Below are 25,825 nucleotides of genomic sequence, written 5' to 3' on the forward strand. Positions count from 1 at the left end.
GCGGGATGCGGATCTGGGGGGCAGCGTTTGGGGTTGGGCTTGCAGCTTGCTGCATTGCTTCCGCGCGCGCGCAGGTGCCCTCGATCAATCCCGGCGTGATCCAGAACGATGTCGACCGGCAACGCCGGCAGCTCGAACAGCAGAGCGCGCCGCCCAAGCTCAACGGGCCGGCGGTGATTGGCGGCGAGCGGGAGAAGTCCCAGCTCCTGAAACCGGGCGGGCCCAAATTCCGCCTGCGCAAGGTCGAATTCGACGCCTCCAAGTTCATCACGCCGGCCGAGCTCGACGAGATCGCGAAGAAGTACGTCGGCAAGAACGTCGACATCGCCTCGCTGTTGCAGCTCGTCGCCGACATCAACGCCATCTATACCGAGCGCGGCATCGTCACGGGCATAGCGACACTGCCCGAGCAGGATGCCAAGGGCGGCATCGTCTGCGTCAAGCTGACCGAAGGCCGACTCCAGAAGACGACCATCGAGGGCAACAAGCAGACCCGCACCGAGTACATCCTTCAGCGCGTGAAGGAGCCCGAAGGCGAGGTCCTCGACGTTCCAAAACTCAATCGCGACGTGATCTGGTTCAACCGAACCAACGACGTGCAGATCAAGGCGCTGCTCCAGCCCGGCACGAGCTTCGGCCTGACCGATCTCCAGTTCGCGGTGATCGAGCCGCCGGTCGATACCTTGCAGCTCTTCACCGACAACCAGGGCGCGGAAAACACCGGCCGGTGGGAGGGCGGAGCCTTCTACAAGCGCCACGGCCTGTTCGGCGTCGACGACCGCCTGACCTTCTACGGCGTCCGTTCCGACGGCAATCTAAACGGCAACGTCGCCTACAGCATCCCGGTCAATCCCTGGGGCGGCCGTGCCGGTGTCAGCTATACCGAAGGCAAGATCAAGATCATCCAGGGACCGTTCGTCGCGCTCGACGTCACCGGACGCTCGAGCCAGGCCGCGGTCAATTTCAGCCAGCCGATCTGGGTGACGCAGAACTGGCTGGTGCTGTTCAACGCCGCCGAGACCGAGGGCAAGACGGTCAGCCGCTTCGCCACGGTCGACGTGACCAACGACCATTACGACAAGGCCACGGCCGGGGTCTCGGTGACCAATTCCGGCAACACCTATTCGATCACGGTCTCGCCGGCGGTGAATTACATCACATGGCAAGACCACGTGCTCGGCAATAATCGCACGTTTAACACCTATACCGGCTCGATGTTCGCGACCAGCGCCGCGGGTCCGGCGAACTTCAGCACCAACGTGCTGGCGAGCTGGCAGTACACACAGGAAAAGCTGCTGCCGGGCGACCAGATCTTCTCGATCGGCGGTCCCACCACCGTGCGCGGTTATCCTTCCAACTCGGCGTCCGGCGACAGCGGCTATTATTTCAACGCCGAGCTGCACTACAACTGGTCGCAATGGCTCAGGGGCTTCGACACCTACATCTTCACCGACTGGGGTGCGGTGTATTCGACGTTCCCCGGGATCACCGAGTTGGGCTCGGTCGGCGTCGGCTTCTCCTGGACCTACGCGTCGTTCATGACGTTCGAGGCGAACTACGCGACGCCGCTGAAGATGGCTGTCTCGACCCAGAACCACTACGAGGCCTATGGCCGCGTCATTTTCCGGCCGTTGTTGATGTTCCAGAAACAGGAAAGCCCCGCGCCTGTGGCGGCAGTGGCCGGCAGGAGCAAGTCGTAGCGATTTCGGCGGAGTGTTCGGCAGCACTCGCCGCCCGGGTCGATATTCCGGGGTTGATTAAATCGACGCCTTGCGGTTGCATGGGCCAGTTCCGCTACTGGACGGGCGAACGCAAATGGCCGCCACAGACCCAAATCCCGAGCAGGTCCCGCTGAGCCTGGAGCGTTATCGCCTGCGCCTCGGCTTCTGGCAGGCCATTTGGGGGACGCTGATCAGCGGCGGCGTGGCTGTCGCCATTCCCGCTGCGGTCGACGCCTACAAGGCACAGCTCGATCTGAAAAAGGCCCAGCAGGAAGTCGCTCTCAAGCAAAAGGAGATCGAGAGCAAGGCGCAGGACCTGCACCAGACCTACATTTCGAAATTCATCGACACGGCCCTGAACCAGGACATCGAGCTGCGCCTGCGCTTCTCGGAATATTTCTCCTATGTTTCCGACAAAGAAAGCAGGGACCAATGGAAGCTGTATCACGAAAATCTGGAGAAGCGCCGTGACGCGATAAGGTTGAGTATCAATGACAAGGAGATGCGTGCGGCGCATCTCGGCGCGCTTTCGAAACCCAGTGAAGTCGAGCAGATTGAAGTGTTCAAGCTGAAGCGAGAGCTGGAGTGGCATTATGGCGAAGTGGGATACGCGAGACAGGACAGCAACATTACCGTACCGAGTACGTCGGCCCTCGCCACGCGGCTCGATCCCAAAGCTATGCAGACGGAGAATGAGCAACTCTTTGATCAGGTGATCGTCGATCCCCGACGCGTGCCCGACCTGGACAGGATCGCCGAGCGCATCAAGACGAACAAGGAGCGATATCAGGCAATAGAGACTAAGACAGGCGTGCCGTGGTTCGTCGTAGGATTGCTGCACAATGAATGCTGCAGCGGTGATTTCTCGCGTCACCTCAATGGGGATTCGCTTTCAGCCAGAACCGTGACCGTACCGAGAGGGCGACCGCTGCTAGGCGATCCGCCATTTTCATGGGAGGATAGTGCGGTCGACATCGTAGGCCTCTACCGTTGGCAGAACGCCGATTGGTCCGGTGTTGGAGCGATCCTGTATAGGTTGGAGAGCTTCGACGGTTTTGGTTATCGTACGCACAATGTCAGATCACCCTCCGTTTGGGGGTGCACTAATTTGTATATCTCCGGCAAGTTTGTGAGTGATGGCGTATTTGATCCTAGTGCAAAATCTATTCAGTGCGGGACAGGCGCACTGCTGAAAGTCCTTGTAGAGCGCAAGATTGTTGAACTTGCGAAGTGAATGGTGCGGATCGCTCGTGGGGACGATCAGCGCCGCAGCGTGAATTCTTCCGCTCCGCGCCGGTGCTCCCACTTCGCCTGTTCCAGCTCAGGCCGGTCGCATTCGATTTCCGGATAGCCGATGCAGAGATAGGCGATGAATTTCCAGGTGTCCGGCACGTCGAGAATGGCGTGGATGCGATCCGGATGGAGGATCGATACCCAGCCAAGCCCGATGCCTTCCGCGCGCGCGGCCAGCCACATCGCGGTGATCGCCGCGACCACGGAATATTCCGTCGTCTCCGGCATCGTCGCGCGGCCGAGGCTGTGACCGACGTCGCTGGCCTTGTCCGCGAACACGGCGAGGTGGCCGGGGGCCTGTTCGAGACCCGACAGCTTCAGTGTGGCGTAGCGCGCTGCGCGCTCACCGGCATAGGCATTCAGCGCATCGGCGTTGCACGCTTTGAAATCGTCGATCACGGCGCGACGGCGCGCTTCGTCATCGACGATGACGAAGCGCCAGGGCTGGCTGAGGCCGACTGAGGGTGAGAGACAGGCCGTCTCGATCAGGCGATCGATGGCGCCGTCCGGCAACGGGTCGGTGCGAAAGCGGCGCACGTCGCGGCGCCACACGAACAGCTCGCGCAAATGTTGGCGGAAGGTGTCGTCGAACTCGACCATGACGTCAGCGTCCGATCTGGAAGGCCGCGGCAACCAGCAAGATCAGGATCTCGCCGGTCTGCTCGAACGCGCCGAGGATGTCGCCGGTCTGCCCGCCGATCTGGCGGATGGCAAGTCGCGCCAGCATCAGGCCGGCGAGGGAGAGCAGGATCAGGCTCGCCAGCGCCTTGCCCGGCCCAAGCGCGAGCGCGAGCACGAGGGTTCCAACGGCGAAGGCGATAGCGATGCTGCGGCCCGGCGGTGATCCCGCACTCGCCGACAGGCCGTCAGGTCGCGCAGGGGGGACCAACGACATAAAGGCCGGCACTCCTGCGCGGGCCGCGGCGTGCGCAGCGCACAACGCGAGCGCGACGGCCCACGGATTGGCGATCGCCGCGAGCGCGCTCCAACGCAGGCCGAACGACAGGATCAGCGCGCAGGCGCCATAGGTGCCGATCCGGCTATCGCGCATGATCTCGAGCTTGCGCTCGCGGGTGCGGCCGCCGCCGAGCCCGTCGGCAGTATCGGCGAGGCCGTCCTCGTGCAGCGCGCCGGTGATGAGGGCGGTCGTAGCCAGTGCGAGCAGGGCGGCGAGGTTCGGCGTCAGTCCGAACCGGCTGGCGACCTTGTAGACGAAAGCGCCGGCGAGCCCGACCAGCAATCCGGCGAGGGGAAACGCCCAGGTCGCGCGTGCGACGGCGCCGTCGCCCGCCGGCTTCGACGATGCGACGGGCAGGATCGTCACGAACGATGCCGCCATCCTGAGATCGGCGATGACGTCTTTGAGAAGCTCGGCGCGCGGCATCATTTCAGTTTCATCGGCAGGCCGGCGACGACGAACTCGGCCTCGTCGGCAACGGCCGCGATGGCCTGGTTCATGAACCCGGCGGCGTCGCGGAAGCTCCGCGCCAGCGCATTGTCGGGGACGATGCCGAGGCCGACTTCGTTGGTGACGAAGACGACGGGGCTCTTCTGGGCGCGCAGGAAGACGGCGAGCTTCATGACTTCGTGATCCCAGTCGCGCTGCGCATGCATCATGTTGGAGAGCCACAGGGTCAGGCAGTCCACCAGTCTAGGGCCGCCGCCATCGGTTTCGATCAGCGCCTGCAGAAGATCGAGCGGTACCTCCCGCTCGATCCAATCGGTTGAGCGCCGTCTGCGATGCTTTTCAATGCGTGCTTCCATTTCCGCGTCGAGCGCCTCGGCCGTCGCGATGTAGACGGGTCGGCCCGGAAAGCTGCGTGCGCGTTTTTCCGCATGGGCGCTCTTGCCCGATCGCGCTCCACCCGTGATCAAGATGACGGCCATAAAGGTCTCCTGTGGGCCTGACTAATCACCAAACACGGGCAAAGACAAAGCCGAAATCCGCCAGCTGGGGGCTTGCGCTCGCCCCTCGCTTTGCGCAACAGGGGCGGGACGGGAGGCGTGCGTGGGTTTTGCGGGAGCGATGGCGGTGGCGATGGCGGTGGATGCCCTGTTGGGCTGGCCGTCGTGGTTGTTCGCGCGGATCGGCCATCCCGTCACCTGGCTGGGCTGGCTGATTAGCGCTATCGACAGTGGCTGGAATCGCTCGTCCGATACGCCGGCTTTCCGCCGCGCCGCCGGCATGGCGGGGGCGCTCGTGGTGATCGCGTTCTCCGTCGCGCTCGGCTGGGCGCTTCAGTCCTTGCTTGCCTTGGGTTGGATCCAGATCGTGCTGGTCGGCGTCCTGGCCTGGCCGCTGGTCGCCTTGCGCTCGTTGCACGACCACGTTGCTGCCGTCGCAAATCCCATGCGGGCCGGTGACATCGCCGCCGCACGCGACGCGGTCTCGCGCATCGTTGGCCGCGATCCCCTGGCGCTCGACGAGGCCGGGATCGCGCGCGCGGCGATCGAGAGCCTCGCCGAGAATGCATCCGACGGCATCGTCGCACCCGTGTTCTGGGGCGCGTTGTTCGGCTTGCCCGGCATTTTGGGCTACAAGGCGATCAACACGCTGGACTCCATGATCGGCCATCGCTCCGAACGCCACGAAGCCTTCGGCTGGGCCGCGGCGCGCATCGACGATATCGCCAATTTCATTCCGGCGCGGCTGACCGGATTTCTGTTCGTGCTGCTGGCGCCACGGCGATCAGAGGCGCTGTCGTGCATGACGCGGGATGCGCGCCGTCACCGTTCGCCCAATGCCGGCTGGCCGGAAGCGGCCATGGCGGGTGCGCTTGGTGTGCGGCTCAGCGGTCCGCGGATCTATCACGGCAGCACCACGAACGAGCCATGGCTGAACGAAGGTGCGCGTGATCCGCTTGCTGCCGACATCGATCGGGGATTGACGGTTTACCGCCGCGCCATGCTGCTGCTCGCCGGCATCCTTGCGATCCTGGCCTTCGCGTGAAAGAACAGCGCATGCGCGAGCACGGTGGAAATCTCGATCTGGCCCACCAGCGTTTCGGCGGTCGGGCAGAGGACTGGATCGATCTGTCGACGGGGATCAACCGGCTGCCTTATCCCGTGGGCGAGGTGAGCTCGCGCGCGTGGAGCGCGTTGCCGTCGCGCGCCGAGATCGAGGCGCTGCATCAGGCGGCGCGGCACGCTTACCGCACGAGCGCGGCGGTTGTCGCGCTTGGCGGCGCTCAAGCTGCAATTCAACTGCTGCCGCAACTCGCGCCACCCGGCCGCGTGCGCATCCTCGCGCCGACGTACAATGAATATGCCGGGGTCCTCTCGGTTGCGGGCTGGGAGGTCCAGGAGGTCGGGGAACTCGACGCGCTGGCGGGCGCGGACCTCGCCATTGTCGTCAATCCCAACAATCCTGACGGCCGGTGCCATACGCCAAAGGATTTGCTGGCGCTGCTGCCGCGCGTCGGCCGTCTCGTCATCGACGAGAGCTTTGCCGATGTGGCGCCGCAGCTTTCACTTGCATCTGAGGATCGGCCGGGGCTGCTGATCCTGCGCTCCTTCGGAAAGTTCTATGGCCTTGCCGGCCTGCGGCTCGGCTTCGCGCTCGGCAATTCGCCCGACATCGCCAGGATCGCATCGATGTCGGGGCCCTGGCCGGTCTCGGGAGCGGCGATCGCGATCGGCGGCCGCGCTCTGCGTGACGATGCCTGGGCCGAGGCCACGTCCGCGCGGCTCGCGCGAGACTGCGCTCGCCTCGACGGCATGGTGCAGGCGCAAGGCTGGACGGTCGTTGGCGGGACGCGGCTGTTTCGTCTCTACGGGACGCCTGACGCGCTTGCCTCGCAGGAGAAGCTGGCGCGTAGCCAGATCTGGTCGCGCGTGTTCGCGCGAGAGCCGACATGGCTGCGGCTCGGGCTTCCGGGCAGCGAATCCGAATGGACGCGCCTTGCCGAGGCTCTAGCGCGCTAGCGCGAGCAGGCCTTCAACGTCGAGATGGGCTTCGATGTGATCGGCGAGCGCATCGAGCGCGCTCTCGACCCTGGCGTGATAGGGCTCGTCGCCTGCGGGAACGTCGAGCTTTGCCAAAAACGCCTTGCGGAAATCATCCGACGTGAACAGGCCGTGCAGATAGCTGCCCTGCACGCGTCCGTCGCGCGAGATCGCGCCTTCCGGTTCGCCATTCAGCTTTGCGAATGGCCGCGCGCGATCCGGCCCATCAGTGCGGCCGATGTGGATTTCATAGGCCTCAATCGGCTGATCCGTCGCGACATGCACGGCCGCGACACGCGTCAGCGTCTTCTGCGCACGCATCTCCGTGGTGACATCGAGAAGTCCGAGACCCGGTGTGTCGCCGGCGGGGCCCTCGATCCCATCGGGATCAGTGACGCTGCCTCCGAGCATCTGATAGCCGCCGCAGAGGCCGAGCAGATGGCCGCCTCTGCGGTGATGCGCCAAGAGATCAATGTCCCAGCCCTGGGCGCGCAGGAAGGCGAGATCGCCGCGCGTGGATTTCGAGCCGGGGATGATGACGAGGCGCACGTCCCCGGGAATTGCTTCGCCCGGCCGCACCATCACGAGATCGACGCCAGGCTCGAGCTTGAGCGGATCGAGATCGTCGAAATTGGCGATCCGCGACAGCGCGAGACAGGCGATCTTGCATTGGCCCGGCTTGCGCGCATCGCTCAGGCCCAGCGCATCCTCGGCCGGCAGCTCGCCGGCGCGCGCGAACCAGGGCAGCACGCCGAAGCCGCGCCATGTGGTCATTTCTTCGATCAGCTTGTAGCCGTCGTCGAACAACGAGGGATCGCCGCGGAACTTGTTGATGACAAATCCCTGGACCATCGCGGCATCATCCGGGTCGATCACCGTCTTGATGCCGACGAGTTGCGCGATGACCCCGCCGCGGTCGATGTCGCCGACCAGCACGACCGGCACGTCGGCCTTGCGCGCAAAGCCCATATTGGCGATGTCGGCCTTGCGCAGGTTCACCTCGGCCGGGCTGCCGGCGCCTTCCACCAGCACGAGATCGGCGCGCGCCTTCAGCCGCTCAAAGCTCTCCAGCACGGCGCCCATCAGAGACGGCTTCATCGCCGCATATTCACGCGCACGCGCGGTCGCGATGCGCTTTCCTTGCACGATCACCTGCGCGCCGACATCGGTCTCGGGCTTGAGCAGCACCGGGTTCATGTCGGTGTGCGGCTCGGCGCGGGCGGCGAGCGCCTGGAGCGCCTGGGCGCGGCCGATCTCGCCGCCGTCGACGGTGACGGCCGCATTGTTCGACATGTTCTGCGGCTTGAACGGGAGCACGCGCAAGCCGCGTCGCGTGAAGGCGCGCGAGAGGCCGGCGACGATGAGCGACTTGCCCACGTCCGAGCCGGCCCCCTGGATCATCAATGCGCGCGCCATCGCAAGTTTCTTAGAACTCGACGCCGGCTTGCGCCTTGATGCCGGAGCGGAAGGGATGCTTGACCAGCGTCATCTCGGTGACGAGATCGGCGATCTCGATCAGCTCGTCCTTGGCGTTGCGGCCGGTGAGCACGACATGCGTCATCGGCGGCTTCTGCGTCGTCAGGAAATCGACGACCTCGGCGATGTCGAGATAATCGTAGCGCAGCGCGATGTTGATCTCGTCGAGAACGACCATGCGGAGGTTCTGGTCGAGGATCAGCTCCTTGGCCTTCTCCCAGCCGGCGCGCGCGGCGGCGATGTCGCGGGCGCGGTCCTGCGTCTCCCAGGTAAAACCTTCGCCCATGGCGTGGAATTGGCAGAGGTCGCCGAAATGGCCGGTGAGCATGCGGCGCTCGCCGGTGTCCCAGGCGCCCTTGATGAACTGCACGACCGCGCAGGGGAAGCCATGGGCGACGCAGCGGACGATCATGCCGAAGGCCGAGGAGGACTTTCCCTTGCCGGCGCCGGTGTGGACGATGATGAGGCCCTTTTCACCGCTCTTGGTCGCCATGATCTTGTCGCGGGCTGCCTTCTTCTTCGCCATTTTCGAGGCGTGGCGGCCGTCGGTTTCGTCGGCCGTCTGGGTATCCGGTTCGGGCGTCATCGGACGGGGTCCTTCGGCTTGACAAGAGGCGGTCTGGGGCAAATGGTGGCCCGGCGTTGGTTCCTGTCCTACGACAGGCGAAGAGGGAATGCGATAGGGTCCGAATCGGCAAGATTTGGTTCCAAAATGCAGCCGCCCCCGCGACCGTGACCGGAGAGATGCCCGAAGCCACTGATCCCCTTGGGGATCGGGAAGGCGGGGATCGAAGGGTGCAAACCCTGCTCTGCAAGCCGGGAGACCTGCCAGCGCGGACGATTTTGGACCGGCGGACGGGGTGTTCCGCGACGGGGAAACGGGCCTTCGCAAGAACGGTTCGTGGGCCTCATCGCTTCCCGCTGTTTATTCTGGAAGAAGCGATGACCGTCACACTTCATGTCTGCATCACCTGCCGGGCCGGCGAGACGCTTGGTGAGGGCGAGACGACCCCCGGCAAGCGCCTGCATGGTGCGATCCTCGAGGCCGGCGTGCCCGACGGCGTCAGCGTGGTTCCCGTCGAATGCCTGTCTGCATGCAGCCAGGGTTGCTCGGTCGCGCTCAGCGCGCCGGGCCGCTGGTCCTATGTCTATGGGCGTCTGTCGGATACGAATGCGAGCGACGTGGTCGCGGGCGCCGCGGCCTATGCGGCCGCGCCCGACGGCATCGTGCCTTGGCGCAGCCGCCCGGAGATCTTCCGCAAGCAATCGCTTGCCCGCATTCCCCCCATTTCCCCCTTGGCCGTCGTGCCGGAGGCCGCCGAATGAATTCGCTCGCAAAAATCCCGGTCACGGTCGTCACGGGCTTTCTCGGCTCCGGCAAGACCACGCTGATCCAGCATCTGCTTGCCAACGCCAACGGCAAGAAGCTCGCGGTGCTCGTCAACGAGTTCGGCAGCGAGGGCGTCGATGGCGAGATTCTGAAATCCTGCGCCGATGCGAATTGCCCGGAAGAGAACATCATCGAGCTCGCCAATGGCTGCATCTGCTGCACCGTCGCAGACGATTTCATTCCGACCATGGAGAAGTTGCTGTCGCGGGCGGTCAAGCCCGATCACATCCTGATCGAGACCTCGGGCCTGGCGCTGCCCAAGCCGCTGCTCAAGGCGTTCGACTGGCCGGAGATCCGTTCGCGCATCACGGTCGACGGCGTGATCGCGCTGGCCGACGCCGAAGCTGTTGCCGCCGGTCGTTTCGCACCCGACCTTGACGCCGTCGAGGCGCAGCGCGCGGCGGATGAAAATCTCGATCACGAGACCCCGCTGTCGGAAGTGTTCGAGGACCAGATCGCCTGCGCCGACATCGTGCTGCTGACCAAGGCGGATCTTGCGGGCGCGGCAGGGCTCGAAGCAGCGAAGGCGGCGATCACCGCGGAGATGCCGCGCCGCGTACCGATGCTGGCGATCACCGACGGCGCGATCGACGCGCGCGTCATCCTCGGTCTCGGAGCTGCCGCGGAGAACGATCTCGCCGCGCGTCCCTCGCATCACGACGGCGAGGAGGATCACGAGCACGACGATTTTGCTTCCGTCGTGATCGAGCTTCCCGAGGTCGCGGACATCGATGTGCTGGTTGCATCCGTTCAGCGTCTGGCGCGCGAGCAAAACGTGCTGCGCGTCAAGGGCTACATCGCGGTGGAAGGCAAGCCGATGCGCCTCTTGCTGCAAGCGGTCGGCGAGCGCGTGCGCCACCAGTTCGACAAGCCCTGGGGCGCAGGTGTCAGGCGGTCAAAGCTGGTCGTGATCGGCGAGCATGGCGATATCGACGAGGTCGCGATCAAAGCGGGACTTGGTGTCTGATGCACGTCGTCTTCCGCGAGAGCCGCGGTCTCGAGGAGACCGCGACGCCAAGGGACATCGGCCAGGACCCGGCCGATCTCGTGGTGCTCTCGTATTCGGATTCCGATCTTGCCGCGTTCGCGGCCGGCTGGCGCCGTGGCCGCGACAGCCTGCCGTCGCTGCGGCTCGTCAATCTCGCAGAACTCCGTCATCCGCTCTCGGTCGACACCTATATCGAGCGCACTCTTGCGCAGGCGCGCGGCATCCTCGTGCGTCTGATCGGCGGGGAATCCTATTGGTCGTATGGGCTCGCGGCCCTGCAGCAACTGGCGAAGGACCGCGGTATCGTGCTGGCCGTGCTGCCGGCCGACGGCCGCGACGATACGCGGCTGGATGCGTATTCGACCCTGCCGGTCTCGACACTGCGTCGGCTCAAGGTGCTCTGCGACACCGGTGGCCCCGTCGCATCGCAAGCGGCGATCGCGCAGCTTGCGTTGGCCTCCGGTCTCTATGCCGGCCCCGTGATCGGGGAGATGACCGTCCCCGAGATGGGCTTTTACGACCCCGCGCGCGGCGTCATCGCAAGGCCGCAGGCCTGCGAAGGGAAGCCGCGCGCGCTGGTGATCTTCTATCGCTCCTATCTCACCGCCGCGGACACCGGCCCGGTCGATGCTCTGGTCGCGGCGCTGCGCGAGCGCGAGTTTGACGCGCATGGCGTGTTCGTCGCCTCGCTGAAGGCCCCGGGCGTTGCGAATTGGCTAGGGGACTATCTTGCTCAAAATCCTCCGGCTGCGATCGTCAATGCGACGGCGTTCTCGGCGATGGGCGACGACGGCACGACGCCGTTCGATGCCGCATCCTGCCCGGTGTTCCAGGTCGCGCTCTCCACGGCACGGCGCGAGGACTGGGCGAGCTCGCTCCGCGGCCTGTCGCCCGGCGACCTCGCGATGCACGTGGTGCTGCCCGAGGTCGACGGCCGTCTGTTTGCGGGCGTGGTGAGCTTCAAATCGGCAGCGATGCGCGATCCCGATTTGCAATTTTCGCATCTGGCACACAGGCCCGACGAGGAGCGCGTGAAGGCCATCGTCGCGCGCGTTGCGGCCTGGCAGCGCCTTGCGGAGAAGCCGGCCGCCAAAAAGCGGATGGCGCTCGTGCTCTCCAACTATCCGGGCCGCCCGCATCAGATCGCGCATGCGGTTGGTCTCGATGCGCTGGCCTCAGTCGAGGCTTTGGTGTCCGACCTCGCGGAGGCCGGCTTCGATGTCGCGCCGATCCACGGACTCGGCGAGACGCTGCTCAAGCAGACCTTGAGCTGGAGCGTCGCCGATTACCGCGCGGCGCTCTCGCGCCTTCCGCAAGTGTTGCAGGATGACCTCGCGCAAGCCTGGGGCACGCCGGAGAACGATCCGGGTTGTCGCGACGGCGCGTTCCATTTCGCCGCGATTCAATGCGGCCGGTCGATCATCGCGGTTCAGCCGGAGCGCGGCGATGCGACCGCGCGCGATGCCGACTATCACGATCTCGCCCGCACGCCGCGCCACGCCTATGTCGCGTTCTATCTCTGGCTCCGAGGGCAGGGCTGTGATGCCGTCGTGCACATGGGCGCGCACGGCACGCTGGAATGGCTGCCCGGAAAATCCGTGGCGCTGTCGCAGGCGTGCTGGCCGGAAGCCCTGATCGGCGATTTGCCCGTCATCTATCCCTTCATCGTCAACGATCCCGGCGAGGCCGCGCAGGCCAAGCGGCGCTTGGGTGCCGTCACGATCGGCCATCTGCCGCCGCCGCTGGCAGCATCGTCGGTGCCAGACGGGTTGCGCAGGCTCGAACAGCTCCTCGACGAGTACTCGACGGCCGATGGCCTCGATCCCGCACGCCGCCAGCGCCTGATCGCCGCGATCCGTGACGAGGCACGCGCGGCAAGCCTCGAAGACGATCTTGGCCTCGATGCAGCGGCCGCGCCCGCCGAAGCGATCCCGCGGATCGACCGCTTCGTCTGCGATCTCAAGGAAAGCCAGTTCGGCGACGGCCTGCACGTGTTCGGCCGCGGCGCCTGCGGTGAAGCGGAGCGCGACGCGCTGCGTGCCGCGCTTGCGGGCGGGCGCGTCGCGCCGGGGCCGTCGGGCTCACCCTATCGCGGCCGCCAGGACGTGCTGCCCACGGGACGCAACCTTTTCGCCGTCGATCCGCGCGCGGTGCCGACGCCGTCGGCGCATGCGCAAGGCATCAAGCTCGCCGAAGAGCTGCTGCGCCGCCATTTGCAGGATCATGGCGACTGGCCGAAGGGCCTTGTCGTCGATCTCTGGGGCTCGGCGACGATGCGCACCGCAGGCGAAGAGTTTGCCATGGCGCTGCATCTGGCCGGCCTTGCACCGCGCTGGGATCACGCTTCCGGCCGGGTGACCGGCTACGATATCATCGCGCCTGCCGAGCTTGGCCGGCCTCGCATCGACGTCACGCTGCGTGTCTCGGGCCTGTTTCGCGACGTCTTCTCAGGCCTTGCGCAATTGTTCGAGGCGGCAGCCGAGGCGCTGTCGGCGCGCGAGGACGAGGGCGACGAAAATCCATATCGCCATCGCACATCGCGCGTGTTCGCGCCGCGTCCCGGACAATACGGCGTGGGCCTCTCGGCAATCCCGGATGCCTTCACGCCGGAGACGCGCGAAGCCGCCGGCGAAGCCTGGCTCTCGGCATCGTCATGGGCGTTCTCGGCCGATGGCGAGATCAAGCCTGATCGTGCCGGTATCGAGTCGCGGCTCCTGTCGGCCGATGCTTTTGTCCACGTGCAGGATTTGCCGGAAACCGATCTTCTGCTCGCAGCCGACTATGCCGCGCATGAAGCCGGCATTGCGGCCGCCGCAGTACATCTCGGTGCGGCAGGACCATCGCTCTATCATCTCGACACGACGCGGCCCGAGCAGCCGCATGCGCGTACGCTGACCGAGGAAATCTCCCGTGTCGTCCGGGCGCGCGCGGCCAATCCGGCCTGGATCGCCGGCATGATGCGCCACGGTTTTCGCGGGGCGGCCGAGATCACCGCAACGCTCGAGCACATGGCCGCCTTCGCCCATCTGGCCGGCGCCGTGCCGCCGCATCTGTTCGACCTCTACTACGATGCGACGCTCGGCCATGACGACGTCCGCGCCTTCATGGCCCGCGAAAATCCGGCGGCACTGGCGGCGATGGAGACGTGTTTCACGCGCCTGCATGAGGCCTCGCTCTGGCGAACGCGTCGCAATTCGATTGCGGCTGCGCTGCGGGAGGCGTCATGAGCGCTTCCGTGGTCAAGGGTTGGTGTCCCGGCGCGCTGCGCCCGATGCAATCGGGCGACGGGCTCGTGGTCCGCGTGCGTCCGTTCGGCGGACGGCTCGATGCGGCACAGATCGCCGGACTGGCCCATCTCGCCGAACGCCATGGCAACGGCCTGATCGACGTGACCAGCCGAGCCAATCTCCAGATCAGGGGCGTCAACGAGACCAGCCATAGGCTGCTGCTCGACGGCCTTTCGCAACTGGCGCTGCTCGATCCGGATGCTGAGACCGAATCCCGTCGCAACATCCTTGTGACGCCGTTCTGGCGTGCCGGGGACGAGACCCAATCGCTCGCCGCCGAGCTCGAGGAGGCGCTCGCCGATAGCGAGCTCGAACTTCCAACCAAGTTCGGCTTCGCCATCGATGACGGCACCTCACGCGTGCTGGCGGGCGATTCCGCGGACGTGCGGATCGAGCGTGATCGTTCTGGCGGACTGCTGGTGCGGGCTGATGGCGGCAAATTCGGCCGTTCCGTCGCGCGTGGCGAGGCCGTGAGCACCGTGCTTGCATTCGCCAACTGGTTCGTGATCTCGGGCGGCGCCAGAGGCGGGCGAGGGCGGATGGCGGCGCATCTTGCCGCCGGTGCAATTTTGCCGGCGGCATTGCGCGGCGAGGCCGAGCCGTCACCGATCATGGCCGCGGCGCGGCCCGGCCTCTATTCGCAAGGCGCGATGGTCGGGATCGCCTTCGGACAAATGGCGCATGCGACGCTCAACCAGTTCGCCGGTTGCGGACATGCGCTGCGCATGACGCCATGGCGGATGGTTTTGAGCGAAGGCAAGCGCGTGATGCCGAACGCGACCGGTCTTATCACCGAGGCCTACGACCCTGCGCTGCGCGTCATCGCCTGTAGCGGTGCGCCACGCTGTCGCGAGGCGCATGCCGATACCCGCGGCCTTGCCGCGGCCCTGGCCCCGAACATCGGCGCGGCCGCACGGCTACACGTCTCCGGCTGTGCCAAGGGCTGTGCCCATTCCGGTGCGGCCGCCATCACTCTGGTCGCGACCGGCGCAGGCTTCGATCTCGTGCGCGGTGGGTCGACACGCGATGAGCCCATCCTGCGTGGGCTGAACCGCGACGACATCGTCGGAAATCCCTCCATCCTGATGGGAGGGCACTGATGCCGCATCGCTATGAGACCGATGGCGCGACGATCTACCGGCAGTCCTTTGCGACCATCCGGGCTGAAGCCGATCTTGCGCGCTTCACGCCGGACGAGGAGCAGGTGGTGGTGCGGATGATCCATGCCGCCGGCATGGTCGGCCTGGAGGCACATATCCGCTTCACATCAGGCATGGCGGTCGCTGCGCGCGCGGCCTTGCAGAAGGGCGCACCGATCCTGTGCGACGCGCGCATGGTGTCCGAAGGAATTACGCGCGCGCGGCTTCCTGCCGCCAACGCCGTCATCTGCACGTTGGGCGACGAGACCGTTCCCGCGCTCGCGCAGTCCATGCGCAACACCCGTTCGGCCGCGGCCCTGGAGCTATGGCGGCCGCATCTCGACGGCGCGATCGTGGCGATCGGCAACGCGCCGACCGCGTTGTTTCATCTCCTCAACATGTTGGAGGACCGGGACTGCCCGCGGCCCGCGGCGATCATCGGCTGTCCCGTCGGTTTTGTCGGTGCGGCCGAATCCAAGGCTGCGCTGATGGCCGATCCGCCGGTGCCGGCGCTGACGGTCGAGGGCCGCCTCGGCGGTTCCGCGATCACGGTCGCCGCCGTGAATGCGCTGGCGAGCCGGAGGGAATAGCGATGGGACGCATCATCTGCTGCGGTCTCGGCCCCGGTGATCCCGATCTGATGAGCGTGCGCGCGGACCGGACGGTGCGCGGCGCAAGGCATGTCGCCTATTTCCGCAAGAAGGGCCGGCCCGGCCAGGCGCGCCGCATCGTCGAGGGCATGCTGGCTGCCGACGTCACCGAATATCCGATGGAATATCCGGTCACCACAGAGATCGCCTTCGACACTCCTGAATACGTCCAGCTGCTTGCCGGCTTCTACGACGAATGGGCGGAACGTCTGGCGCGGCTGGCGCGCGCGGTCGACGTCGTCGTGCTCTGCGAGGGCGATCCTTACTTCTACGGCTCCTTCATGCATCTGCACACGCGCCTGCAAGGCCGCGTCGAGATCGAGGTGATCGCCGGCATTCCCGGCATGGTCGGCTGCTGGAACGGCGTGGGGCAGCCGATCGCGCTCGGTGATGACGTGACGACGGTGCTCATGGGCACGCTCGCCGAAGCAGAGCTCGAACGCCGCATGCGCGATTCCGATGCGCTCGTGATCATGAAGACCGGGCGCAATCTCGCAAAGGTGCGCCGCGCGCTCGCGTCCGCCGGACGGCTGGACGACGCATGGCTGGTCGAACGCGGCACCATGCCGGGCGAACGCGTGGTGCGGCTCGCGGAGATCGATGCCGCCGACTGCCCCTATTTCGCGATCGTGCTCGTGCACGGCAAGGGCCGGCATCTGGACGCCGCCAAATGACGGGTATGCTGACCATCGCGGGCCTCGGGCCGGGCAGCGATGCGCTGGTGACGCCCGAAGTCTCCGCCGCTCTTGCCGCCGCGACCGACATTCTGGGCTACGCGCCCTATGTCGCGCGCGTGCCGCCGCGACCGGGACTCAAGCTGCATCCCTCCGACAACCGCGAGGAGCTGCAGCGCGCGAGCGAGGCGCTGCGGCTCGCGGCCGAAGGTGGGCAGGTCGTCATCGTGTCCTCCGGCGATCCCGGCGTCTTCGCGATGGCGTCCGCCGTGTTCGAGGTGCTCGAACAGGCGCCGCAATGGCGCGAGCTGCCGATCCGTGTGCTGCCCGGCGTCACTGCGATGCTGGCGGCGGCCGCGCGCGCCGGCGCGCCGCTCGGCCATGATTTCTGTGCGATCAACCTTTCGGACAATCTCAAGCCGTGGGCGGTGATCGAGAAGCGCCTGCGGCTCGCCGCGGAGGCCGACTTTGCCATCGCGATGTATAATCCGCGCTCGGCGAGCCGGCCGGAAGGATTTGGCCGCGCGCTCGCGGTGCTGAACGAGGCCGGCTGCGGCGAACGCCTCGTGATCTTCGCGCGCGCGATCAGCGCCGCCGATGAAAAGATCGATACCGTCAGGCTGAACGAGGCGACACCCGCCATGGCCGACATGCGCACGCTGGTGATCGTCGGCAACTCGCAGACACGCCGCGTCGGCCGCTGGGTCTATGCGCCGAGGCAGGTCCGATGACCGAGCCACTGCACGATCTCGGCCACGCTCTCGACCCGCAACCGTTCCGGCAGTTGCGGCCGCGAGATCATGATCACGGGCAGGCCGAGTACCCGCGCGGCGTCGACCTTGGCGCGCGCGCCGTCGCCGCCCGAATTGCGGGCGACGATCCGGGTGATGCTGCGTTTGCGCATCATCTCCAGCTCGCCCTCAAGCGTGAACGGCCCACGCGACACAATGACGTCCGCGGCGAAGGGCAGGGGCGCTTCGGGCGGATCGACGAATCTCAGCGTGTAGGCGTGCTGCGGCTTGGTCGCGAACGGCGCGATGTGCTGGCGGCCGATGGCGAGGAACACTTTTGCCGCCGCCTCGGGCAGTGCGGCGACCGCGGCGTTGACATCTGGAATTTCGATCCAGTTATCGCCGGGCGCTTTCCTCCAGGGCGCACGCTCAAGAGCGATCAGCGGCGTTCCGGTTTCCGCGCATGCCGCGACCGCGTTGCGGCTCATCTCGGCGGCAAAGGGATGCGTCGCGTCGATCACATGCGTGATGCCTTCGCGGCGAATGTAGTCGGCAAGTCCGCTGAAACCACCAAAACCGCCGATGCGGGTCGGCAGCGGCTGGTCGGCGGGCGCGCGGGTGCGGCCGCCATAGGAATAGACGGCGTCAATGCCTGCGCGCGCGATTTCCGCCGCAAGCAGGCTCGCATCGGCCGTTCCGCCCAGAATGAGGGCGCGCGTCATGGCTGATCCCTGGCTGACCATCATCGGTATCGGCGAAGATGGCCTTGCCGGGCTATCCGAAGCAAGCCGAAAGGCGCTCGATGATGCCGAAACTGTCTTTGGCGGTGAACGGCATCTTGCGCTTGCGGGCGTAAACGGGCGCGGCCGTCCATGGCCAGTGCCGTTCGATGCAGATGTCGTGCTGAGCTGCCGCGGCGAGCCAACGGTCGTGCTCGCCTCCGGCGATCCGTTCTGGCACGGCGCCGGCGCGAGCCTCGCCGAGAAGCTCAAGACGAGCGAGTGGATTGCACATTCCGCGCCGTCGACCTTCTCGCTCGCCGCCGCGCGACTGGGCTGGCGCCTCGAAGCAATTGCCTGCCTCGGTCTCCACGCCGCGCCATTCGAGCGTCTCGTGCCGCATCTGGCGCGAGGCGCACGCATCATTTGCCTCCTGCGCGACGCGAAGGCGGCAGGCGATCTCGCGACATGGCTGACGGAGCGCGGATGGGGTGCCTCGGCATTCTGGACGCTCACCGCGCTTGGCGGGCCGCGCGAAAGTATCAACGAGCATCGCGCCGATAGCGTCGCAGGCGATCTCGCTGGAAATCCGGTCGCGGTGGCCGTGGAGGCGAGAGGAGCGCAGGGCCTTCCCCGCAGCTCGGGACTATCGGACGAACTTTTCGTCCATGACGGCCAGATCACCAAACGTCCAGTCCGTGCGCTCGCGCTCTCGGCGCTGGCGCCGCGTCCCGGTGAACGGCTATGGGACATCGGCGCGGGCTCGGGTTCGATTTCGGTCGAGTGGGCGCTGTGCGGCGGGACGGCGATCGCCGTCGAGGCACGCGAGGATCGCGCCGGGAACATCCGCAGCAATGTGGTCGCGTTCGGATTGGCGCATCGGATCACCATCGTTACAGGTCAGGCGCCTGAAGCCCTTGCTGCGCTGGACGCACCTGACGCCGTTTTCATCGGCGGCGGTCTCGACATCGCGATGTTCGACGCCGTCTGGTCGCGGCTTGCATCCGGAACGCGACTCGTTGCGCATGCGGTGACGCTGGAGACGGAAGCGCTGCTGGGCGAGCTGCACCAGCGCCACGGCGGCGACTTGATGCGGGCCGAGATTGCACATGCCGCTTCTCTCGGCCGCTACCGCTCCTGGCAGGCGGCGCGGCCGGTGGTGCAATGGAGTGCGGTCCGATGAAGGTCGCCGGGCTCGGATTCAAGCGGGACGTCACGCTGGCCTCGCTGCGCGAGGCTCTTCTGGCAGCTGGTGGTCCCGAAGGCCTCGCAGCGGTGGCAACGGTCAGCGACAAGGCCGACGCGGAGGTGCTGAAGCAGCTTGCGCGCGAATGCGGTGTGCCGATCAAGGCCGTCCCCGGCGAAATGCTGGCCGGCATCGCCACGCCGACGCAGTCAAAGCTCATCACCGAACAGTTCGGGACGGGATCGGTCGCCGAAGCCGTAGCGCTCGCGGCAGCTGGACCTCGCGCGCGATTGATTGCGACGCGGGTGGTCTCACAGGACCGCACCGCGACCGCGGCGATTGCGGAAGGAGACGGCGCATGACGGTGCATTTCATCGGCGCAGGCCCGGGTGCCCCTGACTTGCTGACGTTGCGCGGCCGCGACCTCATCGCCGCTTGTCCAGTTTGCCTCTATGCCGGCTCGCTGGTCCCCGAAGGCGTCTTGGCGCATTGCCCGCCTGGTGCGCGGATCGTCAACACTGCGCCGATGTCGCTCGACGAGATCATCGCGGAGATCGCCGCCGCGCATGCCGGCGGCAAGGACGTTGCGCGGCTGCATTCCGGTGATCTCTCGATCTGGTCGGCGATGGGCGAACAGCTCCGCCGCCTGCGCGCACTCGACATTCCCTACACGGTCACGCCGGGCGTGCCTTCTTTCTCGGCTGCCGCGGCTGCGCTGGAGGCCGAGCTGACGCTGCCCGGCCTTGCCCAATCGGTGGTGCTGACGCGCACGCCGGGCCGAGCCAGCGCGATGCCCGAAGGCGAGAAGCTCGCTGCCTTCGCCGCCACCGGCGCGGTGCTCGCCATCCATCTGTCGATCCATCTGCTCGACAAGGTCGTCGCCGAGCTGACGCCGCATTATGGCGCGGATTGCCCGGTCGCGATCGTCTGGCGTGCGAGCTGGCCCGACCAGCGCATCGTCCGGGCCACGCTGGCGACGCTCGATGCGGCTGTTGGTGCCGAGATGGAGCGCTCCGCGCTGATCCTGGTCGGCAAGACGCTTGGCGCGGCGGATTTTGCCGAGAGCCGTCTCTATGCCGTCGATTACGACCGCCGCTATCGGCCGGTTGGCGCCGAGCCGCGCTTTCCGGAGGTGTCGTGATGGCGGCAGGGCTCGTCATCTCCGCGCCGGCCTCCGGCGTCGGCAAAACGACACTGACGCTGGCGCTAGCACGTGCCTGGCGCAACAGCGGATTGCGGGTGCAGTGCTTCAAGAGCGGCCCCGACTACATCGATCCCGCGTTTCATGCAGCTGCTACGGGACGCGCCTCGGTCAACGTCGACAGCTGGGCGATGGATCGCGCGACGATCTCGCATCTCGTCAGTCGCGGCACTGACGCCGATGTCGTGCTGGCCGAGGGCTCGATGGGCCTGTTCGACGGCGTCGCCGCGCGGGGTGTCTGCGGCACCGGGGCGACCGCCGACATCGCGGAGATGCTGGACTGGCCGGTGCTGCTGGTGATCGATCCCTCGGGACAGGCACAAACGGCGGCAGCGATCGCCGCAGGCCTTCGTGACTACCGTCCCGGCGTGCGCCTTGCGGGCGTCGTGCTCAATCGCGTTGCCAGCCCGCGCCACGAAGCCCTCGTGCGGCGTGCGCTGCTGGATGCCGGCATTGCCGTGTTCGGCGCGCTGCCGCGCCATGCCGAGATCAGCCTGCCGAAGCGGCATCTCGGGCTGGTCCAGGCCGAGGAGCAGGCGGAGATCGGCAAGCTGATCGACGAGGCCGCACGCTTCGTCGCCGAGCGTGTCGATCTCGACGCGGTGCTGCGTTCGGCTGCTACCTGGTCGCCGCAACCTGCCGCGAGCGGCCTGAGCGTGACGCCGCCCGGCCAGCGCATTGCACTTGCCCGTGACGCCGCGTTCTCCTTCGTCTATCCGCATATGCTGGAAGCGTGGCGCGCGGCGGGTGCGGAGATATCGACATTTTCACCACTGGCTGACGAAGGCCCTGATCCGGGCGCCGATGTGTGCTGGCTGCCTGGCGGCTATCCCGAGCTGCAGGCCGGCAAGATCGCGGCCAATGCGCGCTTCCGCAGCGGATTGCGCGCCTTCGCCGAAACGCGCCCGGTGCACGGCGAATGCGGAGGCTATATGGTGCTGGGCACCGCTTTGACCGACGCCGACGGCATCAGCCACGAGATGACGGGCCTGCTCGGCCTGGAGACCAGCTTTGCCAAGCGCCGCATGCATCTGGGCTATCGTCTGGCCGAGCTCGCCACGCCGATGCCGGGACATCAGGCGGGTGCACGCCTGCGTGGCCATGAATTCCACTATTCGACGATCCTCGCGCAGCCCGACACGCCGCTGGCGGTCGTGCACGATGCGACAGGCGCGGTCATCGCCGAGACCGGGTCGCGGCGGGGACAAGCCACCGGCACGTTCTTCCATCTGATCGCGGAGGACCAGTGAGCGGTTTTGTCAGTTTCGTCTCCGCCGGCCCCGGCGATCCCGAGCTCCTCACGCTCAAGGGTGCCGCGCGGCTGCGCGAGGCCGACGTCGTGCTCTATGACGATCTTGCTTCGGGCGCGATCCTCGATCTGGCCCGGCCCGGCGCCAATCTCGTCGCGGTGGGAAAGCGGGCGGGACGGCCCTCCACCAAGCAGCACCACGTCAACCGCCTGCTGGTCGACTATGCCGTAACAGGCGCGCGCGTGGTGCGATTGAAGTCGGGCGATGCCGGCATCTTTGGCCGGCTCGAGGAGGAGCTCGAGACGCTGCGCGAAGCGGGCATCGGCTACGAGATCATCCCCGGCGTGACCTCGGCCTGTGTCGCCGCGGCCCAGGCCGGCATTCCGCTGACCCGGCGTCACACCTCGCGCCGCGTGCAGTTCGTGACCGGGGCGGACGTCACGGGCGAGCTGCCACCAAACCTCAATTGGGCGGCGCTGGCCGATCCGGAGGCGACGACCGTGGTCTATATGGGTCGCCGGACGTTTCCGGCGCTTGTCGTAAAATTGATCGAGCACGGCCTCTCCCCAACCACTCCGGCGTTGTTCGCCGAATCCCTCGGTCGTCCCGATCAGCGGCTGGTCCGCACCACCATTTCGGAGCTGGCTGAGCAGCTTGCGCGGGGCGGGGCGGCCTCGACGGCGGCCGTCATCCTGTTCGGTGCATTGGCGGGAGATTATCCGTCATGACGGCCACCGCCGCCGTTCGGCCCTTGACGCCCGGCTGGCGAACGGGGCACACAGGACGGGCATGGTGCTCGACACGGCGCAAAGCGCCGGAGCATAATCGGGAATGGGGATGGGCGGACCCAGTTGCGGCGCCCAAAACCCCAGCCGCCCCCGCGACTGTAAGCGGTGAGGGGCTCCAATCAGCCACTGGGCCGCAAGGTCCGGGAAGGCGGGAGAACCCCAGCGAACCGCGAGCCAGGAGACCGGCCGTGCGTGTTTTGAGGCCAAGGCCGTCGGGTGTGACGGCAGGAAGGAACTGAACCATGCATATCGAACCCGGACTAGTCTCGGACGCCAAGCTCGTGTTGAGTTACGCAACAGGCATCGCCGTCGGCGGCGTTGCGCTGAAGCTCGCGGTCGAGACCGTGCGCGAGCAGGGCATCACATCGTTCGCGGCGCGCACACTCGCCACTACGGGACTGGTATTCGTTTTCTTCGAGATCCTGCCGCACTTCCCGGTCGGCGTCTCCGAAGTGCACTTCATCCTCGGCTCGACCCTGTTCCTGCTGTTTGGAGCTGCGCCTGCGGCCTTCGGCCTCGCGTTCGGCTTGCTGTTCCAGGGCGTCTTCTTCGAGCCGCCCGATCTGCCGCAATATGGCATGAACGTCACCACGCTGCTGGTGCCGCTGTTCGCGATCCAGGCGATCGCCACGCGGATCATTCCGCGCGCTACCGCCTATGTCGATCTGCAGTACCGCCAGGCGCTGGCGCTTTCGACAACCTATCAGGCGGGCGTCATCGCCTGGGTCGCGTTCTGGGCGCTTTACGGATCGGGCTTCGGTGCGACCAACCTCGCCAACATCGCGACCTTCGCGGCGTCCTACGCGCTGGTCATCGTGATCGAGCCGCTCGCCGATCTCGGCGTGCTGGCGCTGGCGAAGTCGCTGCGCGGCGTCACCGCGTCCGGCCTCGTCACCCCGCGTTTGCACAACGCGGCTTAAGAGACAAGCGAACGGGCGGCCGATGTGCGGCCGCCCTTCGCAGGTAAGATGCTCACGCTCTCCCTGATAGGCATCGGTTGCGGCGATCCCGAGCAGCTCACGCGCGCCGCGATCACTGCCATCAACGCGGCCGATCTCGTCCTGATCCCGCGCAAGGGGACCGCCAAGTCCGATCTCGCCGATCTCAGGCGGACGATTTGCGCGGATGTGCTGACCAGCGACACGACGCGCATTGCCGAGTTCGATCTTCCTGTGCGCGGCGCGGCTGAAGCGGATTACCGCAGGGGCGTGGACGATTGGCACGATGCGGTGGCCGCTGCCTGGTCGCAGAAGATCGCAAGTCATCTCAAGGGTGACGGCAAGGTCGCGCTGCTGATCTGGGGTGATCCCTCGCTTTATGACTCTTCGCTGCGCATTGCGCGGCGGCTCAATCCCTTGCCGAAGATCGAGGTCGTGCCCGGCATCACCTCGATCCAGGCGCTGTGCGCGGCGCATGCGCTGCCGCTCAACGACATCGGCGAGCCTTTTCTGGTCACGACGGGACGCCGCCTGCGCGATGGCGGCTGGCCGCAAGGTATCGATACCGTGGTGGTGATGCTCGACGGCGGCACGGCGTTCCAGTCGCTTGATCCGGCGGGCCTGCACATCTGGTGGGGCGCCTATCTCGGCATGCCCGATCAGATCATCATGTCCGGCGCGCTGGCCGAGATCGGCCCGCGTATCGTCGCCGTGCGGCAAGAGGCGCGCGAACGGCATGGCTGGATCATGGACAGTTACATCCTCAAGCGCAGGCCGTGAGCCAAGCGAGGCAGCATGCTCCCCGAATGGGTCTACCAACAGTGCCCCGACATATCGGCAGTCCATCGCGAGGCGGCGGTGACGCGGCAGGCGCAACTGACGAAACCGACCGGCGCGCTCGGCCGGCTCGAGCAGCTCGCGATCGAGCTTGCGGGCCTGCAAGCAACTGAGCAACCGCGCGCGGCGCGGGTGCCGGTCATCATCTTCGCCGGCGATCACGGCATCGTCGCGCAGGGCGTCTCGGCCTATCCGCAAGAAGTGACCATCGCGATGCTGGCGAATTTTGCCTCCGGCGGCGCCGCGATCTCGGTGCTCGCGCGTGAGCTGGGCTCCAGCCTGGAGGTCGTCGACGCCGGCACGCTGGCGCAGGAGGAGATGGCTGGAATCGTTACCGACAAGCCGCTGAGCGGCACGCGCGATTTCAGCGTCGAAGCTGCGCTCACCTCCACGGAGCTGGCATTTGCGTTCGAAGCCGGCCGACGTGCGATGACGCGCGCGCAGGCCGGGCAGCCCGATCTCCTGATCTTCGGCGAGATGGGCATCGGCAACACCACGACATCGGCGGCGATCGCGGCCGGCTTGCTCGGCGTGAGCGCCGAGGAGATCGCGGGCAGCGGCACCGGCATCGACGCGGCCGGCCGTGCGCACAAGGCGCGGGTGATCGACGCTGCGATCGCACGTCATGGCATTGCGGGCGCTTCGCCCGAAAAGATCCTGTGCGCCGTCGGCGGTCTTGAGATCGCGGCGATTTGTGGTGCGATCATCGCAGCTGCGCAGCGCCGCATCCCCGTGTTGATCGACGGCTTTATCGTGTCGGTCGCGGCGCTGGCGGCGGCGCGGCTCAATCCCTCGTGCCAGCCGTTCCTGCTGGCCTCGCACCAATCCGCGGAGCAGGGGCATCGGCTGGTGCTTCGCGCGCTGAACGTGCAACCGCTGATCAGCCTCGATCTCAGGCTCGGCGAAGGATCGGGCGCGGCCATCGCGCTGCCGCTGGTGCGGTCGGCCTGCGCGCTCCACAACGGGATGGCGACCTTTGCGCAGGCCAATGTGCCTGATCGTCCAGCCTGATCAAATCGTCCGCTGATTGACCGAGACGACGCGCCAGCCGGTCGCGAGCCGGTCAATCCGGGTCAGCGACAGCGGATCGATCGCAAAGCGCAGGGCCGCTTGTGGCGTCAGATCCAGCGCGATGCACAGCGCCGCGCGGATCGTGCCGGAATGCACGACGAGCGTTGCCGATCCGGTGTCGATCCGCGAGAGACCCAGCCGGACGCGCGCGACCTGATCCTCAAAGCTCTCTCCGCCCGGCGGCCGTCCGCGTGCCGGATCGCTCCAGAACCGTGCATAGGCCTCGCCACCGGTCGCGGCGAGTTCGTCATGCCGGCGGCCGGTCCAGTCGCCAAAGTTTTGCTCGCTGAATTCGCCCACCTGCAGCGGCTCGAGCCCTAGCGCGCAGGCCGTTTCGACCGTGCGCCGCGACGGGCTCGCATAGCTCGCGGCGTCCCGCGGCAGGCGCTGCCGCAGCGCCTCCAGCTGCGCGCGACCGCCGAGATCGGCCGGTGCGTCGGCTGCATGGATCGTCCCCGTGACGCCATCGACGGGCGCGTGCCGTATCAGCCAGAGGAAGGTCTCGCCTTCCATGCTCATCTCCAAGGAAATTGGTCGCTGT

The 25,825-nt window shown here is 66.7% G+C and carries 26 protein-coding genes and 2 riboswitches; of the genes, 19 read left to right on the plus strand and 7 right to left on the minus strand.

From position 1 onward, the window contains the following. The first annotated feature begins 5 nt into the window (after positions 1-5). Both JQ591_RS01525 and JQ591_RS01530 read left to right on the plus strand, forming a co-directional pair. Positions 6-1,700 (plus strand): ShlB/FhaC/HecB family hemolysin secretion/activation protein, encoded by a 1,695-nt coding sequence (locus JQ591_RS01525; protein WP_211394287.1) that lies wholly within the window; start codon positions 6-8, stop codon positions 1,698-1,700. Between the two features lie 115 nt (positions 1,701-1,815). After that, positions 1,816-2,955: a hypothetical protein gene (locus tag JQ591_RS01530; protein ID WP_211394288.1), complete on the plus strand. Its 1,140-nt coding sequence runs from the start codon at positions 1,816-1,818 to the stop codon at positions 2,953-2,955. Positions 2,956-2,981: 26 nt separating this feature from the next. On the opposite strand, the gene bluB is transcribed toward JQ591_RS01530, so the two are convergent. From bluB to cobU, 3 genes are read right to left on the minus strand one after another with little or no spacing between them, the layout of a single operon-like run. Further along, on the minus strand, positions 2,982-3,614 hold the full coding sequence (gene bluB, locus JQ591_RS01535) for a 5,6-dimethylbenzimidazole synthase (RefSeq protein WP_211394290.1): 633 nt from the start codon (positions 3,612-3,614) through the stop codon (positions 2,982-2,984). 4 nt (positions 3,615-3,618) lie between these two features. Next, the gene (gene cobS, locus JQ591_RS01540; RefSeq protein WP_211394291.1) at positions 3,619-4,401 is read right to left on the minus strand and encodes an adenosylcobinamide-GDP ribazoletransferase; all 783 of its coding nucleotides are present in this window, start codon (positions 4,399-4,401) and stop codon (positions 3,619-3,621) included. Then, a complete protein-coding gene (gene cobU, locus JQ591_RS01545) occupies positions 4,398-4,901 on the minus strand; it encodes a bifunctional adenosylcobinamide kinase/adenosylcobinamide-phosphate guanylyltransferase (protein WP_211394292.1) in 504 nt (167 codons plus the stop codon). The genes cobS and cobU overlap by 4 nt, the downstream gene beginning before the upstream one ends. Positions 4,902-5,022: 121 nt before the next feature. Between cobU and cbiB the strand changes: the two genes are divergently transcribed. Both cbiB and cobD read left to right on the plus strand, forming a co-directional pair. Then, positions 5,023-5,964, plus strand: coding sequence for an adenosylcobinamide-phosphate synthase CbiB (cbiB, locus tag JQ591_RS01550; protein WP_349630357.1), 942 nt, complete (start codon positions 5,023-5,025; stop codon positions 5,962-5,964). Positions 5,965-5,975: 11 nt separating this feature from the next. Continuing rightward, positions 5,976-6,938 carry a threonine-phosphate decarboxylase CobD gene (gene cobD, locus JQ591_RS01555; RefSeq protein WP_211394294.1) on the plus strand — a complete coding sequence of 321 codons (963 nt, stop codon included), beginning with the start codon at positions 5,976-5,978 and terminating at the stop codon, positions 6,936-6,938. Here cobD and JQ591_RS01560 read toward each other — a convergent pair. Next, positions 6,927-8,375 carry a cobyric acid synthase gene (locus JQ591_RS01560; protein ID WP_211394295.1) on the minus strand — a complete coding sequence of 483 codons (1,449 nt, stop codon included), beginning with the start codon at positions 8,373-8,375 and terminating at the stop codon, positions 6,927-6,929. The two genes, cobD and JQ591_RS01560, sit on opposite strands and share 12 nt — an antisense overlap. Before the next feature lie 10 nt (positions 8,376-8,385). Continuing rightward, positions 8,386-9,021: a cob(I)yrinic acid a,c-diamide adenosyltransferase gene (gene cobO, locus JQ591_RS01565; RefSeq protein WP_211394296.1), complete on the minus strand. Its 636-nt coding sequence runs from the start codon at positions 9,019-9,021 to the stop codon at positions 8,386-8,388. 40 nt (positions 9,022-9,061) lie between these two features. Continuing rightward, a riboswitch (cobalamin riboswitch) is annotated at positions 9,062-9,282 on the plus strand. Between the two features lie 95 nt (positions 9,283-9,377). Here cobO and JQ591_RS01570 point away from each other — a divergent pair. Genes JQ591_RS01570 through cobJ form a run of 7 tightly spaced genes read left to right on the plus strand, consistent with a single transcriptional unit; the run spans position 9,378 to position 17,294 of the window. Next, positions 9,378-9,761 (plus strand): DUF1636 family protein, encoded by a 384-nt coding sequence (locus JQ591_RS01570; RefSeq protein WP_211394297.1) that lies wholly within the window; start codon positions 9,378-9,380, stop codon positions 9,759-9,761. Further along, positions 9,758-10,792: a cobalamin biosynthesis protein CobW gene (gene cobW / locus JQ591_RS01575; RefSeq protein ID WP_211394298.1), complete on the plus strand. Its 1,035-nt coding sequence runs from the start codon at positions 9,758-9,760 to the stop codon at positions 10,790-10,792. Before JQ591_RS01570 ends, cobW begins: the two co-directional genes overlap by 4 nt. Continuing rightward, a complete protein-coding gene (gene cobN / locus JQ591_RS01580) occupies positions 10,792-14,040 on the plus strand; it encodes a cobaltochelatase subunit CobN (RefSeq protein ID WP_211394299.1) in 3,249 nt (1,082 codons plus the stop codon). The genes cobW and cobN overlap by 1 nt, the downstream gene beginning before the upstream one ends. Then, positions 14,037-15,200: a precorrin-3B synthase gene (gene cobG / locus JQ591_RS01585; protein ID WP_211394300.1), complete on the plus strand. Its 1,164-nt coding sequence runs from the start codon at positions 14,037-14,039 to the stop codon at positions 15,198-15,200. The genes cobN and cobG overlap by 4 nt, the downstream gene beginning before the upstream one ends. Further along, positions 15,200-15,829: a precorrin-8X methylmutase gene (locus tag JQ591_RS01590; protein ID WP_211394301.1), complete on the plus strand. Its 630-nt coding sequence runs from the start codon at positions 15,200-15,202 to the stop codon at positions 15,827-15,829. Before cobG ends, JQ591_RS01590 begins: the two co-directional genes overlap by 1 nt. Positions 15,830-15,831: 2 nt before the next feature. Continuing rightward, positions 15,832-16,563 carry a precorrin-2 C(20)-methyltransferase gene (locus JQ591_RS01595; RefSeq protein ID WP_211394302.1) on the plus strand — a complete coding sequence of 244 codons (732 nt, stop codon included), beginning with the start codon at positions 15,832-15,834 and terminating at the stop codon, positions 16,561-16,563. After that, positions 16,560-17,294 carry a precorrin-3B C(17)-methyltransferase gene (gene cobJ / locus JQ591_RS01600; protein ID WP_211394303.1) on the plus strand — a complete coding sequence of 245 codons (735 nt, stop codon included), beginning with the start codon at positions 16,560-16,562 and terminating at the stop codon, positions 17,292-17,294. The genes JQ591_RS01595 and cobJ overlap by 4 nt, the downstream gene beginning before the upstream one ends. Here cobJ and JQ591_RS01605 read toward each other — a convergent pair. Continuing rightward, complete coding sequence (locus JQ591_RS01605; RefSeq protein WP_211394304.1) at positions 17,270-18,016, minus strand: cobalt-precorrin-6A reductase; 747 nt, start codon at positions 18,014-18,016, stop codon at positions 17,270-17,272. The two genes, cobJ and JQ591_RS01605, sit on opposite strands and share 25 nt — an antisense overlap. On the opposite strand from JQ591_RS01605, the gene cbiE reads away from it, so the two are divergent. The 8 genes from cbiE to cobT all read left to right on the plus strand — a co-directional run bounded on the left by cbiE (position 18,015) and on the right by cobT (position 25,224). Further along, on the plus strand, positions 18,015-19,196 hold the full coding sequence (cbiE, locus tag JQ591_RS01610) for a precorrin-6y C5,15-methyltransferase (decarboxylating) subunit CbiE (RefSeq protein WP_211394305.1): 1,182 nt from the start codon (positions 18,015-18,017) through the stop codon (positions 19,194-19,196). The genes JQ591_RS01605 and cbiE overlap by 2 nt on opposite strands. After that, positions 19,193-19,561, plus strand: coding sequence for a cobalamin biosynthesis protein (locus tag JQ591_RS01615; RefSeq protein WP_211394306.1), 369 nt, complete (start codon positions 19,193-19,195; stop codon positions 19,559-19,561). Before cbiE ends, JQ591_RS01615 begins: the two co-directional genes overlap by 4 nt. Then, the gene (cobM, locus tag JQ591_RS01620; protein ID WP_211394307.1) at positions 19,558-20,340 is read left to right on the plus strand and encodes a precorrin-4 C(11)-methyltransferase; all 783 of its coding nucleotides are present in this window, start codon (positions 19,558-19,560) and stop codon (positions 20,338-20,340) included. The genes JQ591_RS01615 and cobM overlap by 4 nt, the downstream gene beginning before the upstream one ends. Continuing rightward, a complete protein-coding gene (locus tag JQ591_RS01625) occupies positions 20,340-21,650 on the plus strand; it encodes a cobyrinate a,c-diamide synthase (RefSeq protein WP_211394308.1) in 1,311 nt (436 codons plus the stop codon). Before cobM ends, JQ591_RS01625 begins: the two co-directional genes overlap by 1 nt. Then, positions 21,647-22,378: a uroporphyrinogen-III C-methyltransferase gene (cobA, locus tag JQ591_RS01630; RefSeq protein WP_211394309.1), complete on the plus strand. Its 732-nt coding sequence runs from the start codon at positions 21,647-21,649 to the stop codon at positions 22,376-22,378. Before JQ591_RS01625 ends, cobA begins: the two co-directional genes overlap by 4 nt. 45 nt (positions 22,379-22,423) lie before the next feature. Further along, positions 22,424-22,643: riboswitch (cobalamin riboswitch) on the plus strand. Between the two features lie 37 nt (positions 22,644-22,680). After that, positions 22,681-23,358: an energy-coupling factor ABC transporter permease gene (locus tag JQ591_RS01635; protein ID WP_211394310.1), complete on the plus strand. Its 678-nt coding sequence runs from the start codon at positions 22,681-22,683 to the stop codon at positions 23,356-23,358. A gap of 48 nt (positions 23,359-23,406) precedes the next feature. Further along, complete coding sequence (gene cobF, locus JQ591_RS01640; RefSeq protein WP_211394311.1) at positions 23,407-24,156, plus strand: precorrin-6A synthase (deacetylating); 750 nt, start codon at positions 23,407-23,409, stop codon at positions 24,154-24,156. Between the two features lie 15 nt (positions 24,157-24,171). Continuing rightward, positions 24,172-25,224 carry a nicotinate-nucleotide--dimethylbenzimidazole phosphoribosyltransferase gene (cobT, locus tag JQ591_RS01645; RefSeq protein WP_211394312.1) on the plus strand — a complete coding sequence of 351 codons (1,053 nt, stop codon included), beginning with the start codon at positions 24,172-24,174 and terminating at the stop codon, positions 25,222-25,224. Here cobT and JQ591_RS01650 read toward each other — a convergent pair whose 3' ends face one another. Beyond that, positions 25,225-25,797: a histidine phosphatase family protein gene (locus JQ591_RS01650; RefSeq protein ID WP_211394313.1), complete on the minus strand. Its 573-nt coding sequence runs from the start codon at positions 25,795-25,797 to the stop codon at positions 25,225-25,227. Positions 25,798-25,825 lie beyond the last annotated feature (28 nt).

This window comes from Bradyrhizobium canariense, from assembly GCF_018130465.1.
In the GTDB taxonomy this organism is placed as follows: domain Bacteria; phylum Pseudomonadota; class Alphaproteobacteria; order Rhizobiales; family Xanthobacteraceae; genus Bradyrhizobium; species Bradyrhizobium canariense_C.

Excerpts from the sequence above, each read along its gene's own strand:
- JQ591_RS01525 (WP_211394287.1), top strand. The coding sequence starts at position 6 with ATGCGGATCTGGGGGGCAGCGTTTGGGGTTGGGCTTGCAGCTTGCTGC.
- JQ591_RS01530 (WP_211394288.1), top strand. The coding sequence starts at position 1,816 with ATGGCCGCCACAGACCCAAATCCCGAGCAGGTCCCGCTGAGCCTGGAG.
- bluB (WP_211394290.1), bottom strand. The coding sequence starts at position 3,614 with ATGGTCGAGTTCGACGACACCTTCCGCCAACATTTGCGCGAGCTGTTC.
- cobS (WP_211394291.1), bottom strand. The coding sequence starts at position 4,401 with ATGATGCCGCGCGCCGAGCTTCTCAAAGACGTCATCGCCGATCTCAGG.
- cobU (WP_211394292.1), bottom strand. The coding sequence starts at position 4,901 with ATGGCCGTCATCTTGATCACGGGTGGAGCGCGATCGGGCAAGAGCGCC.
- cobD (WP_211394294.1), top strand. The coding sequence starts at position 5,976 with ATGCGCGAGCACGGTGGAAATCTCGATCTGGCCCACCAGCGTTTCGGC.
- JQ591_RS01560 (WP_211394295.1), bottom strand. The coding sequence starts at position 8,375 with ATGGCGCGCGCATTGATGATCCAGGGGGCCGGCTCGGACGTGGGCAAG.
- cobO (WP_211394296.1), bottom strand. The coding sequence starts at position 9,021 with ATGACGCCCGAACCGGATACCCAGACGGCCGACGAAACCGACGGCCGC.
- JQ591_RS01570 (WP_211394297.1), top strand. The coding sequence starts at position 9,378 with ATGACCGTCACACTTCATGTCTGCATCACCTGCCGGGCCGGCGAGACG.
- cobW (WP_211394298.1), top strand. The coding sequence starts at position 9,758 with ATGAATTCGCTCGCAAAAATCCCGGTCACGGTCGTCACGGGCTTTCTC.
- cobN (WP_211394299.1), top strand. The coding sequence starts at position 10,792 with ATGCACGTCGTCTTCCGCGAGAGCCGCGGTCTCGAGGAGACCGCGACG.
- cobG (WP_211394300.1), top strand. The coding sequence starts at position 14,037 with ATGAGCGCTTCCGTGGTCAAGGGTTGGTGTCCCGGCGCGCTGCGCCCG.
- JQ591_RS01590 (WP_211394301.1), top strand. The coding sequence starts at position 15,200 with ATGCCGCATCGCTATGAGACCGATGGCGCGACGATCTACCGGCAGTCC.
- JQ591_RS01595 (WP_211394302.1), top strand. The coding sequence starts at position 15,832 with ATGGGACGCATCATCTGCTGCGGTCTCGGCCCCGGTGATCCCGATCTG.
- cobJ (WP_211394303.1), top strand. The coding sequence starts at position 16,560 with ATGACGGGTATGCTGACCATCGCGGGCCTCGGGCCGGGCAGCGATGCG.
- cbiE (WP_211394305.1), top strand. The coding sequence starts at position 18,015 with ATGGCTGATCCCTGGCTGACCATCATCGGTATCGGCGAAGATGGCCTT.
- JQ591_RS01605 (WP_211394304.1), bottom strand. The coding sequence starts at position 18,016 with ATGACGCGCGCCCTCATTCTGGGCGGAACGGCCGATGCGAGCCTGCTT.
- JQ591_RS01615 (WP_211394306.1), top strand. The coding sequence starts at position 19,193 with ATGAAGGTCGCCGGGCTCGGATTCAAGCGGGACGTCACGCTGGCCTCG.
- cobM (WP_211394307.1), top strand. The coding sequence starts at position 19,558 with ATGACGGTGCATTTCATCGGCGCAGGCCCGGGTGCCCCTGACTTGCTG.
- JQ591_RS01625 (WP_211394308.1), top strand. The coding sequence starts at position 20,340 with ATGGCGGCAGGGCTCGTCATCTCCGCGCCGGCCTCCGGCGTCGGCAAA.
- JQ591_RS01635 (WP_211394310.1), top strand. The coding sequence starts at position 22,681 with ATGCATATCGAACCCGGACTAGTCTCGGACGCCAAGCTCGTGTTGAGT.
- cobF (WP_211394311.1), top strand. The coding sequence starts at position 23,407 with ATGCTCACGCTCTCCCTGATAGGCATCGGTTGCGGCGATCCCGAGCAG.
- cobT (WP_211394312.1), top strand. The coding sequence starts at position 24,172 with ATGCTCCCCGAATGGGTCTACCAACAGTGCCCCGACATATCGGCAGTC.
- JQ591_RS01650 (WP_211394313.1), bottom strand. The coding sequence starts at position 25,797 with ATGGAAGGCGAGACCTTCCTCTGGCTGATACGGCACGCGCCCGTCGAT.